16 protein-coding genes are annotated in these 16,042 nt (G+C 37.3%); 8 read left to right on the forward strand and 8 right to left on the reverse strand.

Going from position 1 to position 16,042, the window contains the following annotated elements; all coding sequences use genetic code 11:
* The first annotated feature begins 69 nt into the window (after positions 1-69).
* Genes K0B81_04340 through dprA form a run of 3 tightly spaced genes read left to right on the forward strand, consistent with a single transcriptional unit; the run spans position 70 to position 3,720 of the window.
* Complete coding sequence (locus K0B81_04340; protein MBW6515832.1) at positions 70-1,593, forward strand: T9SS type A sorting domain-containing protein; 1,524 nt, start codon at positions 70-72, stop codon at positions 1,591-1,593.
* A gap of 35 nt (positions 1,594-1,628) precedes the next feature.
* Positions 1,629-2,660 carry a GTPase ObgE gene (gene obgE / locus K0B81_04345; GenBank protein MBW6515833.1) on the forward strand — a complete coding sequence of 344 codons (1,032 nt, stop codon included), beginning with the start codon at positions 1,629-1,631 and terminating at the stop codon, positions 2,658-2,660.
* The gene (gene dprA, locus K0B81_04350) at positions 2,632-3,720 is read left to right on the forward strand and encodes a DNA-processing protein DprA (GenBank protein ID MBW6515834.1); all 1,089 of its coding nucleotides are present in this window, start codon (positions 2,632-2,634) and stop codon (positions 3,718-3,720) included. Before obgE ends, dprA begins: the two co-directional genes overlap by 29 nt.
* Positions 3,721-3,840: 120 nt before the next feature.
* Here dprA and dinB read toward each other — a convergent pair whose 3' ends face one another.
* The 8 genes from dinB to rpmH form a co-directional block, all read right to left on the reverse strand.
* A complete protein-coding gene (gene dinB, locus K0B81_04355) occupies positions 3,841-4,950 on the reverse strand; it encodes a DNA polymerase IV (GenBank protein ID MBW6515835.1) in 1,110 nt (369 codons plus the stop codon).
* Between the two features lie 101 nt (positions 4,951-5,051).
* On the reverse strand, positions 5,052-5,324 hold the full coding sequence (locus tag K0B81_04360; protein MBW6515836.1) for an HU family DNA-binding protein: 273 nt from the start codon (positions 5,322-5,324) through the stop codon (positions 5,052-5,054).
* 279 nt (positions 5,325-5,603) lie between these two features.
* A complete protein-coding gene (locus K0B81_04365) occupies positions 5,604-6,461 on the reverse strand; it encodes an MBL fold metallo-hydrolase (GenBank protein ID MBW6515837.1) in 858 nt (285 codons plus the stop codon).
* Positions 6,462-6,469: 8 nt separating this feature from the next.
* Positions 6,470-7,144, reverse strand: a complete 675-nt coding sequence (locus K0B81_04370; GenBank protein ID MBW6515838.1) for a Jag N-terminal domain-containing protein — start codon at positions 7,142-7,144, stop codon at positions 6,470-6,472.
* Positions 7,145-7,163: 19 nt separating this feature from the next.
* Entirely contained in the window at positions 7,164-8,813 is a 1,650-nt protein-coding gene (gene yidC, locus K0B81_04375) for a membrane protein insertase YidC (GenBank protein MBW6515839.1), read from the reverse strand.
* A gap of 15 nt (positions 8,814-8,828) precedes the next feature.
* Positions 8,829-9,038: a membrane protein insertion efficiency factor YidD gene (gene yidD / locus K0B81_04380; GenBank protein ID MBW6515840.1), complete on the reverse strand. Its 210-nt coding sequence runs from the start codon at positions 9,036-9,038 to the stop codon at positions 8,829-8,831.
* Positions 9,039-9,107: 69 nt separating this feature from the next.
* A complete protein-coding gene (gene rnpA / locus K0B81_04385) occupies positions 9,108-9,461 on the reverse strand; it encodes a ribonuclease P protein component (protein ID MBW6515841.1) in 354 nt (117 codons plus the stop codon).
* 4 nt (positions 9,462-9,465) lie between these two features.
* Positions 9,466-9,600, reverse strand: coding sequence for a 50S ribosomal protein L34 (gene rpmH, locus K0B81_04390; protein MBW6515842.1), 135 nt, complete (start codon positions 9,598-9,600; stop codon positions 9,466-9,468).
* 325 nt (positions 9,601-9,925) lie between these two features.
* On the opposite strand from rpmH, the gene K0B81_04395 reads away from it, so the two are divergent.
* From K0B81_04395 to K0B81_04415, 5 genes are all read left to right on the forward strand, one after another.
* Positions 9,926-10,984 carry a zinc-binding dehydrogenase gene (locus tag K0B81_04395; GenBank protein ID MBW6515843.1) on the forward strand — a complete coding sequence of 353 codons (1,059 nt, stop codon included), beginning with the start codon at positions 9,926-9,928 and terminating at the stop codon, positions 10,982-10,984.
* Positions 10,985-11,042: 58 nt separating this feature from the next.
* The gene (ablA, locus tag K0B81_04400; GenBank protein ID MBW6515844.1) at positions 11,043-12,332 is read left to right on the forward strand and encodes a lysine 2,3-aminomutase; all 1,290 of its coding nucleotides are present in this window, start codon (positions 11,043-11,045) and stop codon (positions 12,330-12,332) included.
* The gene (locus K0B81_04405) at positions 12,292-13,380 is read left to right on the forward strand and encodes a hypothetical protein (GenBank protein MBW6515845.1); all 1,089 of its coding nucleotides are present in this window, start codon (positions 12,292-12,294) and stop codon (positions 13,378-13,380) included. The genes ablA and K0B81_04405 overlap by 41 nt, the downstream gene beginning before the upstream one ends.
* Before the next feature lie 35 nt (positions 13,381-13,415).
* Entirely contained in the window at positions 13,416-15,110 is a 1,695-nt protein-coding gene (locus K0B81_04410) for a hypothetical protein (GenBank protein ID MBW6515846.1), read from the forward strand.
* Positions 15,111-15,187: 77 nt separating this feature from the next.
* Positions 15,188-16,042 (forward strand): MCE family protein, encoded by an 855-nt coding sequence (locus tag K0B81_04415; protein ID MBW6515847.1) that lies wholly within the window; start codon positions 15,188-15,190, stop codon positions 16,040-16,042.

Below are 16,042 nucleotides of genomic sequence, written 5' to 3' on the forward strand. Positions count from 1 at the left end.
GAATATTATTCCTTGACTCTTATGATTTTTTTGAAAAATTATGACTCATAAAAAATAAGAGGAAGTTGCATGAAAAGGTTATTAACAGTTTTCTGTCTCTTTAGTTCACTCTATATGTATGCTCAAGAAACTAATCTTTGGACAAATATACGCCACAGCTCTTATACCCTCAACAATGAAATTCATATCAGAAGCGAAATCTTTCCACTCGTTGATTCTATTACTAGATTTTATTATTCACAGGGGGAGAATTGGTTAAGCCAAGAATTGATATCTGTTAATGATCTAACCTATGACGCAATAATACCGGTAAATCCTGATGATATTGTACTTTGTCGTTATAGAACATCCATCGGAAACGGATTTGATGATTTAGATGATATTATCCCCGGTCTACCTGATTCTTTGGTGGTAATGATGTCTGGATACATACTTAACGATAGTTTCCCTCCTGCTATGAACGAATTGGCTATGGTTGCAGAAGATGATGTTGGTGACATAGCGGATGGATTTCCAGAGTATCTAGATATTACAGCCCAATATTTTTCTCATTCCGAGTCCAGATTCTATACAGCAATATCCAATAATAGCATTAGCTTTCCAACTGGTCCTATTTTGGGACCCTATAATGTTTATGCATCTTTAATTATAAATCCGGAAACAGTATTGATCGATTCGGTTTTCTATGCAATGGTTTATGGTCAGATACCTGTTGTGCTCACTCCCGGTTTATATAGATTTGCTGGGTTAAGTATTGATGCTATTTCCAGAATAGGCAATATTGAGCATCATATTGATCAGAACAATCTTATCATGTCCTGTTTTAAGGAAGATCTCACTACTGATCCTTATTTTGGGGAATGGCCAAATACGACTAATAGCCTGCTGTTCGTTCCCTTAACAATGCAGATCTCCCTTTCTATGGAATCCGAATTTGTAGATATTGGACAACCGGCAATGATGGTGATAGATCAGTATATTGTTGAACCCTTTGAAAACATTTTACCCGGTTTATTCGATATTGAGATCGAAGACTTAATTACTGTAACAACAATTAATCTCACCTATTATGATACTAACGGCAATTTCCCTCTCATTTCAGAAGTTGTCTTGGATAATGAATCGGTTTATCAGTTTCAACCGCAAAGTCTTGATTTTACCGAACCGGTGAATTTCTCAACACTCTTCTCTGAGCAATGGTCAAATGGAGTGATAAGATTCAGTGATAATGGCTATGAAATGGTTGAATATCTTATCTACTCTAATATAGACGACCAGATTATTTCTCCCAATATCAATGCCTATATTACAGTCTATCCTAATCCTTTTAATCCTTCAAAAGAGAGCAATTATCTGAAAATCGAGCTGAAAAATCTCGAGCGATCACCCGATTCATACTTGGATATCTTTGATATTAAAGGGAGATTGATCTACAAATGGGGAGAAGAAACTACCAATGGATCAACGGATGAGTATTTCTGGAACGGAAGAGATTTACAAGGGAGAGTGGTAGGAAGTGGAGTTTATTTTATCCGTTATAGGGATGATCATACAAAGCAATTTTTACAAAACAAGTTACTAATTATCAAATAATCTGGTATTTTCAACAGAACAGGCAAGGGTAGGAGATGTTTATAGATTATGCAAGAATTAAGGTTCATGCAGGAAACGGTGGTAAGGGATGTATCAGTTTCAGACGAGAAAAATTTGTACCCAAAGGTGGACCTGATGGTGGAGATGGTGGCAAAGGTGGAGATATCATAGCAGTTGGTAATGAAAATATCAACACCCTATTAGAGTATCGTTATCTAAAACTCTATAAAGCCAAACGTGGTCAACATGGCTCCGGCAAGAACAAAACCGGTAGATCTGGAGAGAGCAGAGTTCTGCAATTTCCCCTTGGGACTATTATCTATGACATTACAGAAGGTAAAAGAGAGCTGTTAGCAGAGATAGATCAACATAATCAGCAAAAAGTAATAGCGAAAGGTGGCATGGGGGGTAAGGGTAATGCCTCTTTTGCCTCAAGTACAAACCGGGCACCTAGAACTGCAGAAGATGGTGGTATAGGAGAAGAGAAAGAATTAGAATTAGAATTAAAACTTATTGCTGATGTCGGGTTAGTAGGTTTTCCCAATGCCGGCAAATCGACACTTTTAAGCAAGGTTTCAGCTGCTCACCCTAAGATTGCCAATTATCCCTTTACTACCTTAGAACCATCTTTGGGGGTTGTATCAATGCAAGACTACAGCTCTTTTGTAATTGCCGATATTCCCGGTATTATTGAAGGTGCGCATGAAGGTAAAGGATTAGGGCTACAATTCTTAAGGCATATTGAAAGAACTAGAGTCCTACTTTTCTTGATAGATATCAATTCTTCAGATCCTCAGCACGACTATCAAGTACTCAGCAGTGAGCTGTATGAGTATGACAAGCATCTGCAAAAGAAACCTCATCTTATTGCCTTGAATAAGCTTGATACAATAACCGGCGAAGCACGAGACAAAAAGATCAAAGAATTAGAAGAGAAATTTACTAAAGAACACTACGAGCAAATAGTTTTAATATCTGCTGCAACAGGGGAGAATGTCGATCGCTTAAAAAATGAATTATATAGAATAGTGAAGAAAAATGACAGCGAAAATAAAGTCTTGGATTAGATTAGTACAGATTAAAGATCTTGGATTGATCAAAACCCATCAAATGCTAAAAGCTTTGGGGGAGCCGGAGAATTTTATCGGCAAAGGATTAGAGCCGTTAGAACCTCTAGATTTTGTTAGTCATCCAATAAAAAAGCAGATCGCAGCTGATAAAGATCCTGAAAACTGGTCTCAGATATGCAAATTGATCGAGCGTTATAAGATAAATTTTGTAACTATTTTAGACAAAGATTTTCCTGAACCTTTGATCAACATATTCAATCCTCCTCTATTTCTCTTCTATCGGGGAAACTTGCCTATTCTGGGGGAAGAGAGAGCATTAGCTGTTGTTGGAACGAGGAAGCCAGATAATTATGGTATTATAATGACCAGAAAGATCACAGAACAATTGGTTGCTGCGGGATTCACAATAGTTAGTGGTTTAGCTTATGGTGTCGATACTCAAGCTCATCTTACTACTGTAGAGAGTAAAGGAAGAACTATAGCTGTAATGGGAACCGGCTGTGATCAGATATACCCTCAAAAAAATCATAAATTAGCAGAACGCATATTGGAGAAAGGTGCTCTGATATCTGAATTTCTTCCCGGTTCCAAACCGGAGAAGTGGAACTTCCCCCTCAGGAACAGGATCATTAGCGGGTTAACTGTCGGTACTTTCGTCGTGCAGGGAGAAAAGACCAGTGGTGCTTTGCTGACTGCAAAATTTGCTCTCGATCAAAATCGAGATCTGTTTGCTTTGCCGGGAGATATAAATCGTAAAGTTTCGGAAGGTCCAAACTATTTGATAAAACTAGGAGCTAAGATCGTAACTTCTCACACAGATATAATTGAAGAGTATGATCTTCTTCTGCAGGCAATAGAAACGGCAAAACCGGAGTTAAATAAGAATGAAGAAATGGTTCTTAAGATTATCAGAGAAAATAGACCTGCCATAAATTATGATAATTTAGTGTTAAAAACAGGGTTATCAATTGGTCAGTTATCGGCTATTTTACTTAATCTTGAGATAAAAAACCTAGTGCGGGTTGGTGACGGAACTATGGTTAGTTCTGTTGATTAACTTAATATTCTTACTTTTTGCTCGTGTATCAACCCTCAACGATTATTTGCAGCAGTGATTTATTAAAGAGATAGTTTATTGTATTTGAGCTGTGAAATTCTGAAGAAAGAGTTACTATTGTTATACTTCTTCGGCATCACATTCTGTGAAAAAATCAAATAACTGTTGTTCTCCTGCATCAAGTTTTTCTTCTGTGTCGAGGTTGGATACAGATACCCCTAAAAGTCTTACTCCGCGGTTACGAATATAATTTGTCTCAAAGAGAGACCGCACAATAGCACACATAGTCTCATGATCGGAGAAAAAATATTGTCTGGTTAGGCATCTCGTATGGAGAGTAAAATCATTATACTTAATCTTGATGCTTACTGTTTTCCCTTTGATATTTTTTCTAATCAAGCTTTCTGAGACATCTTGAGCAATAGAATTGAGTATTTCAAGCATCTCCTTGGGATCAAACAGGTCTTTGGAAAATGTTCTTTCTTTTCCTAATGATTTTCTGATCCTGCTAACCTTTACTTCTCGATTATCGATGCCCCTGACTATCTTGTAGTAATAATTACCTACCTGTCCGAAATGTTTGAGTAAATCCTGTAACTCCCATTTTTTTAGATCTTTTCCTGTCTTGATGTCCAAGCTATACATTTTTTCAGCAGTAGCTTTACCAATACCATGGAATTTACTAATTTCGAGTTCTTCCAAGATCTTGGCTCCGTTTTCACGATTGATCAGTGTCAACCCATTCGGTTTTTGCATTTCTGAAGCTATCTTAGCCAAGAACTTATTATAAGAAACACCTGCTGATCCCGTTAATTGAAGCTTCTCTCTAATTTTATTCTTGATCTCTTTAGCTATCGAAACTGCTCCTGATAGGTCTTTTGTTTGCTCCGTGACATCAAGATATGCTTCATCGATAGAAACCGATTCGACCAGAGGAGTATATTGAAAAAAAATATCACAAAGTTGACGACCCACTTGCCTATAAACTTCATATCGACCACTAATAAAAATTGCTTTTGGACAGAGTCTATAAGCCAAATAACTCGGCATTGCCGAATGGATTCCGTATTTGCGAGCTTCGTATGAACATGTGGAAACTACACCACGACTATTGGGTGGTCCACCAACGATTAATGGTTTTCCACGATATTGGGGGAAATCACGCATCTCAATTGCAGCAAAAAAGGCATCCATATCGATATGGATTATTCTGCGTTCGCTTTCTGCCATGATTAAACAGCATAATGATAAATGTGAAATTTGTTTTAGATATTTTGAGCAAAAAAAGGGCGGTTCACTAAGTAAACCGCCCTTTTGCTAAACGAGTACAATTACTTAACAGTCAGTTTCAGCTTGCTACCAGCTTTGAAAACCGGAACTTTGCGAGCTGGGATGGTTATCTTTTGACGTGTTTGTGGGTTGACACCCATTCTTTTCTTTCTTTTAGAAACGGCAAATGTTCCAAAGCCAACAAATGTGACCTTGTCACCTTTTTTCAAGGCACCGGACACACCATTTAACAAAGAAGTTAAAGCCATTCCAGCCTGTTTTTTTGTAATTGAAGCATCGGAAGCGATTTTTGTTATCAGTTCTTCCCTTTTCATATTTCTACCTCCATATTTAGGATAACCATAAAATAAATATAGAGCGATATATGTCAATATAAATCTTTACTTAGCAAGGTGTTAAAAGACGTTCCAAGCATTTTTGTCACTCAAAATGGTATTTTGACAAGATGACAAAAAAAGGCGTAACTAATTGAATACAAGTATGATATGGCGATTACTAAAGAGCAAAAAAAACAATTAAAAGGGATGAGAAAAAAAGTTCATTTTTTTTACAAAAAAGTTCATTTTTGGCTGGTTATTATCCTTCTTGCTTTCTCAGAAGAGAGGGTATTTCAGGTATTTTTTTTCCGGTTGATGATTGAAAATCAAATACCCTTCATTTTTTTCTAATTCTTCGATGATTTTCTTTTTAGCAGTAAAGGTTTGAGAACGATTTATATCGTATGCAGAGGTTACTGCAGTATTTAGATGAAACTGATGGGGGATAAGGTCTCCCGGGTAGTAACAAAGATCATTTTCACTTTGGATCCGAACAATCTGAGTGCCGATGCTATGCCCTCCGGTCTGGATTAATGATATCTCAGGGGTGAGTTGATAGTCACTATCGATGAGCATGAGATTTGGCGAATTTTCCAGTAAGCCTAAGGGTTCACGATATTGATAAGCTGTCATATTTAGTTCATCAGGGGAATTAGCTATGTTCCACTCAGTTTTCTGAATTACATGTTTGGCATTAGGAAACATGATACTCTTTACTTCTTTTTCTTGATATACCAAACCGCCAATATGATCATAATGCAAATGAGTAAGGATAACATAATCAATTTCTTCGCGAGTGTAACCGCATTTTTTCAAGCTTTCTAACAATCTGCAGGGTTCAGGTTGAAAGATTTTCTTAGCCCGTTCATCAGGGTAGTAGCCAATACCGCTATCAATCAATACTTTTAACTGAGGTGTTATGACCAACAAAAGATTAGCAGCTAACTCAATTCGGTTACTATGATCAGCAACTATCTTTTTTCCCCATAGTATTTTAGGTAAAACACCCATAGCAGCTCCACCATCACTCCAGAAACTGCCGGCATTAAAAATGTAGCATTCTGAATCAGTTAATCTAAGATAGACAATCTCTTCATTGTTGTCAGTTGTCTTTACATCAACATTTTGTTTCATATTAAAATTTACTTTGAGTCATTGAGTTTACGATGCTTTTCCGGTCTTCGTTGATCTTCATTACCGGCCGGATAGATCACGATCCTTTTTACATCTCCTTTACCGATGGTCATTGTCCTTACTTCGTCATCATTTTCCAAATAACGATAAATAATTCTTCTATCTGAGGCATTCATCGGCTCCAGAGTGATGCTCTTTTCTCTTTTCTTGACTTTCTTGACTATTTGGTCAATTTTCTTTTGTAATCTTTCTTCATGTTGAGCTCTATAATTATCAATATTCAGTATAACTCGGTTTCTCTCATCTTCACCATTTTCCAGAAGCTTATTAAGAAAGTGTTGAATACTGATCAGCATTTTACCTTCTTTTCCGATAAGAAAACCGGGATTATCAACACCTTTGACATGAAGATAATAATAGTTATCTTTGTATGATAGGTCGATCTCTTGATATTCAACGTTCATTCTTTTCAAAAGACCATCTATAAAGCGTTTTAAGATATCTTCTTCTTCGGGAATAAAGAACTTAACAATAGCCGGTTTAATTCCTACAAGACTCAATACCCCCTTCGATCCCTTATCAATAATGGTATAACTAATATCCTCTTTAGAGATATTGAATTCTTTCATAAAATCACTGATAACTTTGTCAGCCGAAATCCCTTCACGTTGTATCTCTTTCATTTAAAAAATCCTCTGCTTTTTAATGGCTATATTTCTTTTTCACATAATATTGCTGAATAATGGAGAAGACATTGAAAACCGTCCAGTAAAGAACCAGTCCAGAAGGAAGGGATGAGAAGATGAACACCAAAAATACCGGCATTATATACAGCATCATCTTCTGGCTCTGCATTTGGGCGAGTTGTTTCTCATCCATCTTTTCTTTGTCGATATGTTTGGGCATCATCATCTTTTGCTGAATGAACATAAAGATACCCATAAGAGCAGGCAGTATAATATTGCTCGGTTCTGATAGATCGGTTAACCAGAGCATAAAAGATGCTTGTCTCAGCTCAATTGAATATCTCAAGACCGGATAGAGGGCAAAGAAGATAGGCATTTGTAAGAGGAGTGGCAAACAGCCACCAAGCGGATTAACTCCATGTTCTTTATAGAGTTTTTGTAACTCAACCTGCATCTGTTTAGGATCAGATTTGTATTTCTTTTGTATCTCTTGCATGTGGGGGCTCATCCTCTGCATCTTGATCGATGACTCAAAACTCTTATGAGTCAAAGGATAGAGAATGATCTTTAGGATCAGGGCAAAAAAGATTATAGTTACGCCATAATTACCAAAAAACTTATTCAAAGTTGTGAGAAGCCAAAGGAAAAGACGACTAACCGGACGAATAATTTTCCAACCCATCTCAATAGTTTCTTCCAAGCCAATACCATATCTCTTTAAATGTTGATAGTCGAGCGGTCCAAGGTAAACATCATAATAGTCGTTTAACTGAGAAATTGCTCTACCGGGAGTTATAGTTACATCAAATGCCGGGCTTTCATTCTGAACAAAAACCGTTACATTATCGGTTAGTAATCTCTGTTCTGGGAGTAACACCATGATAAAATATTTGGAGCGGATAGCAGCCCAATCGACATTTCCTGTTAATCTGATATTCTCCTGAATTCTTCTCAACTGCAAGACATTTCGTGAGTTTTGGATTTGTCCTATAAAGCGATAATCAGTGTTTTTATGTTTTGGTTTCTCTTCCGTATCAGCAATACCACTATTGAAACTGACAACATAATCTCTGATGTTTCCTAAACCGGAAGCTTGAATATTGTATGTTAGGGCATAATCATCATTTATTACAAATTTTTTCTCTATTAAACGCTGTCCTTGATTTTCCAGATAAAAAATCAAAGCTTGATGATTATCTATTATGGTATTTTCCCAGTTGAAGACGTAATCATCGAACATATAAAAGTCATCGACCGTTTCCATTTCCAGACCAAAGATTGACGCCCCTTCAGGAATAAGATTGACGAGATTAAACTTGTCGTAATGAAAATAATTTTTTAAGTGAACTGCATTAAGAACACCACCCCGGTTAGAAAAGTATAGCTCCACCAGATCGTTTTCTAAGAGAATATCATCTCTAATTTGAATATCACCTCTATCAAAAAGCTCTCTGCTTCTATCCGAAAGGAGTTGATCATCTTCAGGCATTCTCATAGATGACAGATAACTCTCTTCGTCATTATAGGGTTCTTGAGGTGAAATCATTTCGGTTGTAACTGTTTCCGTATCACTCTGATCGGGGGTACTCCGTTGCCAGAGAAATCTATTACTTAACCAGAAGATGGCGAAAATCAATATCAATGCAAATAATGTTCGTTTGTCCAAAATTTTCCTCCTATATTAGGGAAGTGGATCATGACCACCCCGATGATAAGGATGGCACTTTAAGACTCGTTTGCCTGCCAAGAACAGAGCAGTAAAGAAACCATATTTAAGAAATGCCTGGCGGGCATATTCACTACAGCTGGGTGTAAACCTGCAACAAGGGGGAAATGCCAATGATATTGTTTTCTGGTAGAGATTGATTATGAACACTACTCCCTTGTTAATCATACCTTAAATGTTGACCCCGTTTTTTGTAAATGATGTTAAAGTTCTGTTATTGCATTAATCATTAATTTATTTATCTTCCTGTAATGTTGAATGCAATGAATGGTAAATTACAGTAAAACATCTGTCAAGATCACTGTTTATTTCTTGCCATCCTGCTTCTGAGGCATTATCTTTAGCTAAGATCACTGCTGAGATTTTATTTGGAATCTTATTGTTATTCTGATTTAAATATGCTTTGATTCTTCGCCTTAATTTGTTGCGAAGAACAGCGTTACCTACTTTTCCGCGTACTACGATACCAATGGATGATTCTTCTACTCCGGTATCGAGTCTGTATAACACAGAAAAAAATTCTCCCTGCACTTTGCAGTGATCTCTGTAAATACTCTGATATTCAGAACTCTTTTTAATGAACCGCATCTGCTCATACGGTTAAGATTTTTCTTCCTTTTGCGCGACGTCTTTTGAGTACTAAACGTCCACCACGGGTTGCCATACGACTACGGAAACCGTGCTTATTACAGCGCTTTCTGTTATGCGGTTGATATGTCCTTTTCATCGCTCAACTCCTTTCTAATTCAATACGTTAATTATTTATCTAACTCTCTGCTATTCTCTTATTTTACAGTGAATTACAAGAAATTAACATTTAGTTTCTCTGTCAAGCACAAACGATATCTTATCTGAGATGACCGATCTCAATCAGATTGATTAGATGAAAGATTCACTAATATTATACTAATTTTACCTGAGGTTTTTCCTGATTCTCAAACTTCATTAAATCTCACACCTACGGTAGGTTTATCAGTAAAGGATTTAAGTTGACACAGTAAGTGATAAAGAAAAATTAAGTTAGTGAAAAACAAGAAAAAAATGGAGGAATTATGAAATCAGGTGGCAACAGATATGGAACTCACAGAGTAATAGAGCCAAAAGGAGTTTTACCACAACCGGCAAGAGTGCTGAATAATGACATGACAGAGATCTGGGATAATGAAATGAAGATTGATGTTATCAGATTGAATATCGATTCGGCTTCTTTTCACCAGATCAAGACCAAATTGGAGAAACAGGGATATACCGATTTAGAAAAGGTGTTTGCCGATCATGTAATTGATTTAACAAACAGAACCGGCAAGCATAAGAATGAAGATACCGGTTCAGGTGGAATGCTCATAGGTAGAGTAGCTGAGATCGGACCATTGTTTGAGATGAAGGATAAGGTAGAAGTAGGAGATAAAGTAGCAACTCTCGTATCTTTATCATTAACCCCTTTAAAAGTCAGAAGAGTAAAGAAAGTCTATTTAGATAAGGATCAGGTTGATATTGAAGGCGAAGCAATTCTCTTTAGTTCAGGTGTTTATGCGAAGTTACCGTCTGATATGGATGAGAATCTGGCGCTTTCTGTTCTCGATGTAGCCGGAGCACCGGCTCAGGTTGAAAGATTAGTCAAGCCGGGAGACAGTGTAGTTATTATCGGAGCACACGGGAAATCTGGAGTGTTATGTAATGCTATTGCAAAAGAAAAAGCAGGAAGTTCAGGTACGGTGATCGGAGTAGTAAGAAAAGAGTCATATATCCCTATTTGTAAAGAGACAGGTTGTGATCAGATAGTTATAGCCGATGCAACAGATGCTTTGGCTATTCATCAGGGAGTTTCCGATCTAACTGGCGGCAAAATGGCGGATGTTGTGATCAACTGTGTTAATATAGAGGACACAGAGATGAGTTCTATTTTGGCTTGTAAAGACAGAGGGATCGTCTACTTCTTTTCTATGGCAACTTCGTTTACCAAAGCAGCATTAGGTGCGGAAGGAATTGGAGCTGACATTGATATGATCCTTGGCAACGGTTATGCCCATAATCATGCCAAAATGTCTCTGGATCTTTTAAATCGTAACCCCGTTTTGATGAGAATTTTTAAGGAAAGATATTGCGATTAAGGCAAATCCGAATAAAATTATGAAGATTGAGATTGGAAATGAAGAATGAGAGGAGATAATGATAGAGAAGAATAATGAAGCAGATTATAAAGTAAAAATACATCATACAAAGATAAAAAATATTAAAGATAATGTAACTCCGCAAGATTGGAATGAATGGCATTGGCAATTAAGGAATAGAATTACCTCTTTTGATGACTTAAGGCAATATATTGATCTATTACCGGAGGAAGATGCAATTGACCAGAGCAAGAATGTCTCTTTTCGAATGGCAATAACACCTTACTTTCTCTCTTTGATAGATCAAACTAATCCCCATGATCCTGTCCGATTGCAAGCTATACCGAGAGTTAGTGAGGCATTGATTACAGATTCCGATATGCAAGATCCTTTACATGAAGATACCGACTCACCTGTACCTGGATTAACTCATCGCTATCCTGACCGGGTTTTATTGTTAATAACCGATCAGTGCTCTATGTATTGCCGGCACTGTACAAGACGAAGAAAAGCAGGGGAAAAGGATGCTCCTCTTCCGAGGGAAGATGTTGATGCTGCCATCGAATACATTGCTAACAATCCGGGAATTAGAGATGTTATCCTCAGTGGTGGTGACCCCTTCACTCTATCGGATGAAAGATTAGATGAAATTCTCGAACGGCTTTACCGCATTGAGCATGTTGATATTATTCGCATTGGGACAAGAACACCTGTTGTCTTACCTCAAAGAATAACCGATTCCTTAATTAATGTCTTAAAAAAGTATCAACCGATCTGGATCAATACACATTTTAATCATAGTAACGAGATAACACCGGAGTCAATTGAAGCGGTATCTAAACTTGTCGATAACGGATTTCCCGTAAGTAATCAATCGGTACTGCTCAAAGGGGTTAATGATAACGTCGATGTAATGAAAAACTTAGTCCATCAATTGGTAAAAAACAGAGTCAGACCATATTATATCTACCAATGCGATCTATCTATGGGGATAGCACATTTCCGTACCCCGATCTCCAAAGGGATTGAGATAATGGAGTCATTAAGAGGGCATACTTCCGGTTTATGTGTGCCGACTTATGTAGTTGATGCACCGGGTGGTGGAGGAAAGATTCCGGTCAACCCTAACTATATTATCTCCCAAGCACCCGGAAAGGTAGTCTTGAGAAATTTCGAGGGGTTTATTACAGTTTATACTGAACCGGAATACATTCCCCAAGATGAAGAAAAATATAGCGGGAAATGCCCCGAAAAACACAAATCAACTGAAGGGGTAGCTTCACTCTTTAAAGGCGAGAAGGTATCTATTGATCCAAACGAGTCTCAAAGATCAAAGAGACACCGATAAAGCAAGATTACTGAAAGCTATCGGCAGCAAAGGTAAAAAGATAACAGTAATTGTCGGACTCTCTAAAAATGCCGGAAAAACAACCTTTCTCAATTGGTTGTTAGAGCAAACTACTTTCTCACAGAAAGGGGTTATTACGACAGGTAGAGATGGTGAAGACCTGGATGTTTTAGAAAAAGTCAAGAAACCAAAAGTCAAGATACCTCAGGCAGCAATATTTACAGCAAGAGCTTCTGAGGTGAGTAAAAAGTCCGGATTTTTACATGTTCTGGAGAAACTCCCTTTTAAGGCAGGAGGGCAGGATATCTGGTTAGTGAAATCAGACACATCTTTAGAGACTGAAATAGTAGGACCTCCCTCCGTTTCCGAACAGATAGAGACTGCGCGGAAGATTCTCTCCTATGGGGTCGAGCATATCTTCATTGATGGATCTCTAGATCGCAAGGCAATTAGCTCAGCTTGGGATGTGGACTCTCTGATTGTTACCGGAAGCCCTATGTATGGTAATTTAGCGAGACTAAAGAGGGGTTTTAAACGGTTACACGACCTGACTAAGATCAAAGGGTTCCATGAAGTTTTTCCTGAAAACCTCAGAATGCAATTACTACAGGATGAACATATCAAAGTTGGCACTTTTAAAAATAAAACCAGAGCAGAGATAGAGCTAACAACTTTAGCTTTTAAGACTCTTTTAGGCCATGAAAAAGAGATAGCCGGTATTATTCGTGTCAAAGGGAAAGAGTTAAGTTTTCTCTATATTCCGACTAGCATTACAGAAAAATCTTTTTTACTTCTCAAGAGTTTGATACAGGAATTAGACAACTTGCAGATTGTTGTTAAACATCCCTTTCATTTGCAGCTTGAAGACCAGTCAAGTAGTTGGTTAAGGCATAAAAATGTCCTTTTAACACTCAAGAAGATGGATATTGCCGGCATGGTAATTAATAGTTATGCAGTTAACGGTAATCATCTAGATTGTGAGCATTTTAGAAGCGCAATTCGCACGGACTTTGCGTTACCAGTAATCGATGTCATGGAAATTGGATAATAAGATCTTCTAATTATTACTAAAGGAGAAAGAAGATGGTGTTTATAGATAAAGAGAGTGCAAAATCATTACATATACCGGAAATCATGGAAATGATCAAGCCATTTTCTGAGGTTGGGAAAAGATTAAAAAGCTCTGTTAAGCCGTATAGTCCGGGTAAAGAAGATGAATTAAGGGCTGAATATCAGAAAGTAAGAGCTTTGATGCATATCATCAAGTCCAATAAGGAGTTTACTCTGACTTTATCCTCTTCTTTGGCAAAAATTGATAATATCCGGCAAACTTTTATTAGAGCATCATCTACCAATGCATTAGAACTTACCGAGATTTACGAAATTAAGAATTTCATCTATTTCTATGAAAAGATCAGATTCTACATGGAGAAGCACAAGTTAGACAATATAGTAAGACTAATTCCGTTCAAGGAGTTGTTCAGTTATCTTGATCCCGAAGAACAGAAAATACCAACATTTCATATCAGTAGTAAATATTCGGATAATTTGTCAGCTTTGAGAATTAAACATTATGAGATAAATAATAAGATCAATTATCTTGAACAGAAGGGATTGGAACAGGCAAAAAATGAACTGGAACTACATACCATCGAAAGACAGATTGTTGTCTCCAGACAGAATAAGAAGCTTCTTCAAAGATTGGAGAGTTCACAGTGGTTTACCGTCTCGGAAGAGAATTTTGCTAATGTGACCTTTGTATTTCGTCCATCTGAGGAGATTATGAAACTCGAGAAGGAGTTGAATAATCTCAGGCATAAGATCGAAGAGGAAGAGATAAAGGTTAGAGCGATAATAACAGCCCAAATTGCTGAAAAAAGTATTGAATTGATCACAGCCCTTAACGAGGTAGCCAAACTTGATTATTTGATAGCTAAAGCGATCTTTGGCTGTGAAATTGATGGTACTATACCTTCTATAAACAGAATCAGAGAGACCACTGATAAATCACGCCGAAGTACTAAAAGCCCGCAGGTCATAATAACTTTGAACAAAGTAGTGAATCTCTTTATCAAAAAGCAACTGGATTTACAAAAACTGCAATATCAACCTCTTGATATTAATTTTACCGAGAGGATCAATATCATAACGGGAGCCAATATGGCGGGTAAATCTACGGTATTACAAACGATAGGGCAAGTTTTCTATCTTTCTGCTTTTGCGATACCTTTGCCCTGCCAAAAAGCTCATCTACCTCTGGTTGATTTTGTCTTTTTCAGTAGTGATACCGAATCTAGTATTCGAACTGACCTTAGCAGTTTTGCTTCTGAGTTGATAGCAATCAATGCCGCAGTCAAACAACCGGGGATAGGACTATTTCTCATAGATGAATTTGCCAGGGGGACAAATCCTCAGGAAGGTGAATCATTTGCTAGGGCAATATTAGAGATTTTTATTGATAAGAGGGGTATTGCTGTTTCAGCTACACATTTTACTACACCATCATATATCAGTGAGGCGGCTCATTTCAGAATTATTGGTCTGACAAAAAACGATTATGAAAAACTGAAGAAAACTCTCTCTCCTTATGATCCGACAAAAAAAGATGATTTAAAAAACCGTATTCAAGAGTTGCATAAGTATATGAACTATCAATTAGAGCCGGTAGAGGCATCAAATATCCCACCCCGAGCAGCATTAATGATCGCTGAGATACTTGGTATTGACGAGGATATAATCCAAAAGGCAAAGAGTTATATAAAAGGTAAACATCACTAATTATAAGAGATGATAAGACAAAAAGTGTTTGACAGTGCCAATAGATAATTATTTTGTAGGGATAAGAGGGATGAAATATGGTTACTAAAGCACAAAAAGTTAGATTAGGAGTTTTCCTGTTCATCAGTATCGGGCTGTTGATATTATTCTTGCTCATTATTGCCGGCACGAGATTGTTAGAAAGACTTGATACTTATTATATTGCCTATGAAGATGTGTCTGTCAGTGGTTTACAGGTTGGTGCACAGGTAAAATACCACGGGATTAGAGTTGGTAGAGTTGAAACTATTAGGATAGATCCCGAAGATGTCAATCGTGTAATTGTTGAAGTAAGAGTTGAAAAGGGTACACCAATCAAAACTGATACGGAAGCATCACTTATTCTTGTTGGAATTACTGGGTTAAAGCAGGTTGAGCTGTTTGGTGGTACAACAGAAGCTAAGTTATTAGAACCTGGAGGGTATATTAGGGCAGGAACGACCTTCTTTGACGATATATCTATTAGTGTAGAAGAGATCACTGCCAAACTTGACAGAGTGTTAGGCAATATAGATTCCTTAACCAGTGTAGCTAATCAGGTTAAATTTTCCAATATGTTAACCAATCTTGAAGTAATCACTCAAACAACTATGAGAGCCGTTGAAACGCTCGATTCTACAATCAATTCACGTGAATTTGAAAGCATAATAAGCAATGCGGCAATATTTACCGAAGATTTGGCACAAGCAGATATAACCGGGATAGTGAGAGAGCTAAATGAAGCTATTACTAATGCAAATCAAGCATTCACTCATATCGATCTAATGGTGATAAGAAGTAGGAGAGATATTTTACTCACTTTTGAAACTTTAAAAGAAGCTGCGGATAATTTTGAAGAATTCACACGGTTGTTGAGTGAAGACCCTTCACTAATCTTAAGAAGAAGAAATTAG

This window comes from Candidatus Cloacimonadota bacterium, assembly GCA_019429305.1.
GTDB lineage: Bacteria > Cloacimonadota > Cloacimonadia > Cloacimonadales > JAJBBL01 > JAHYIR01.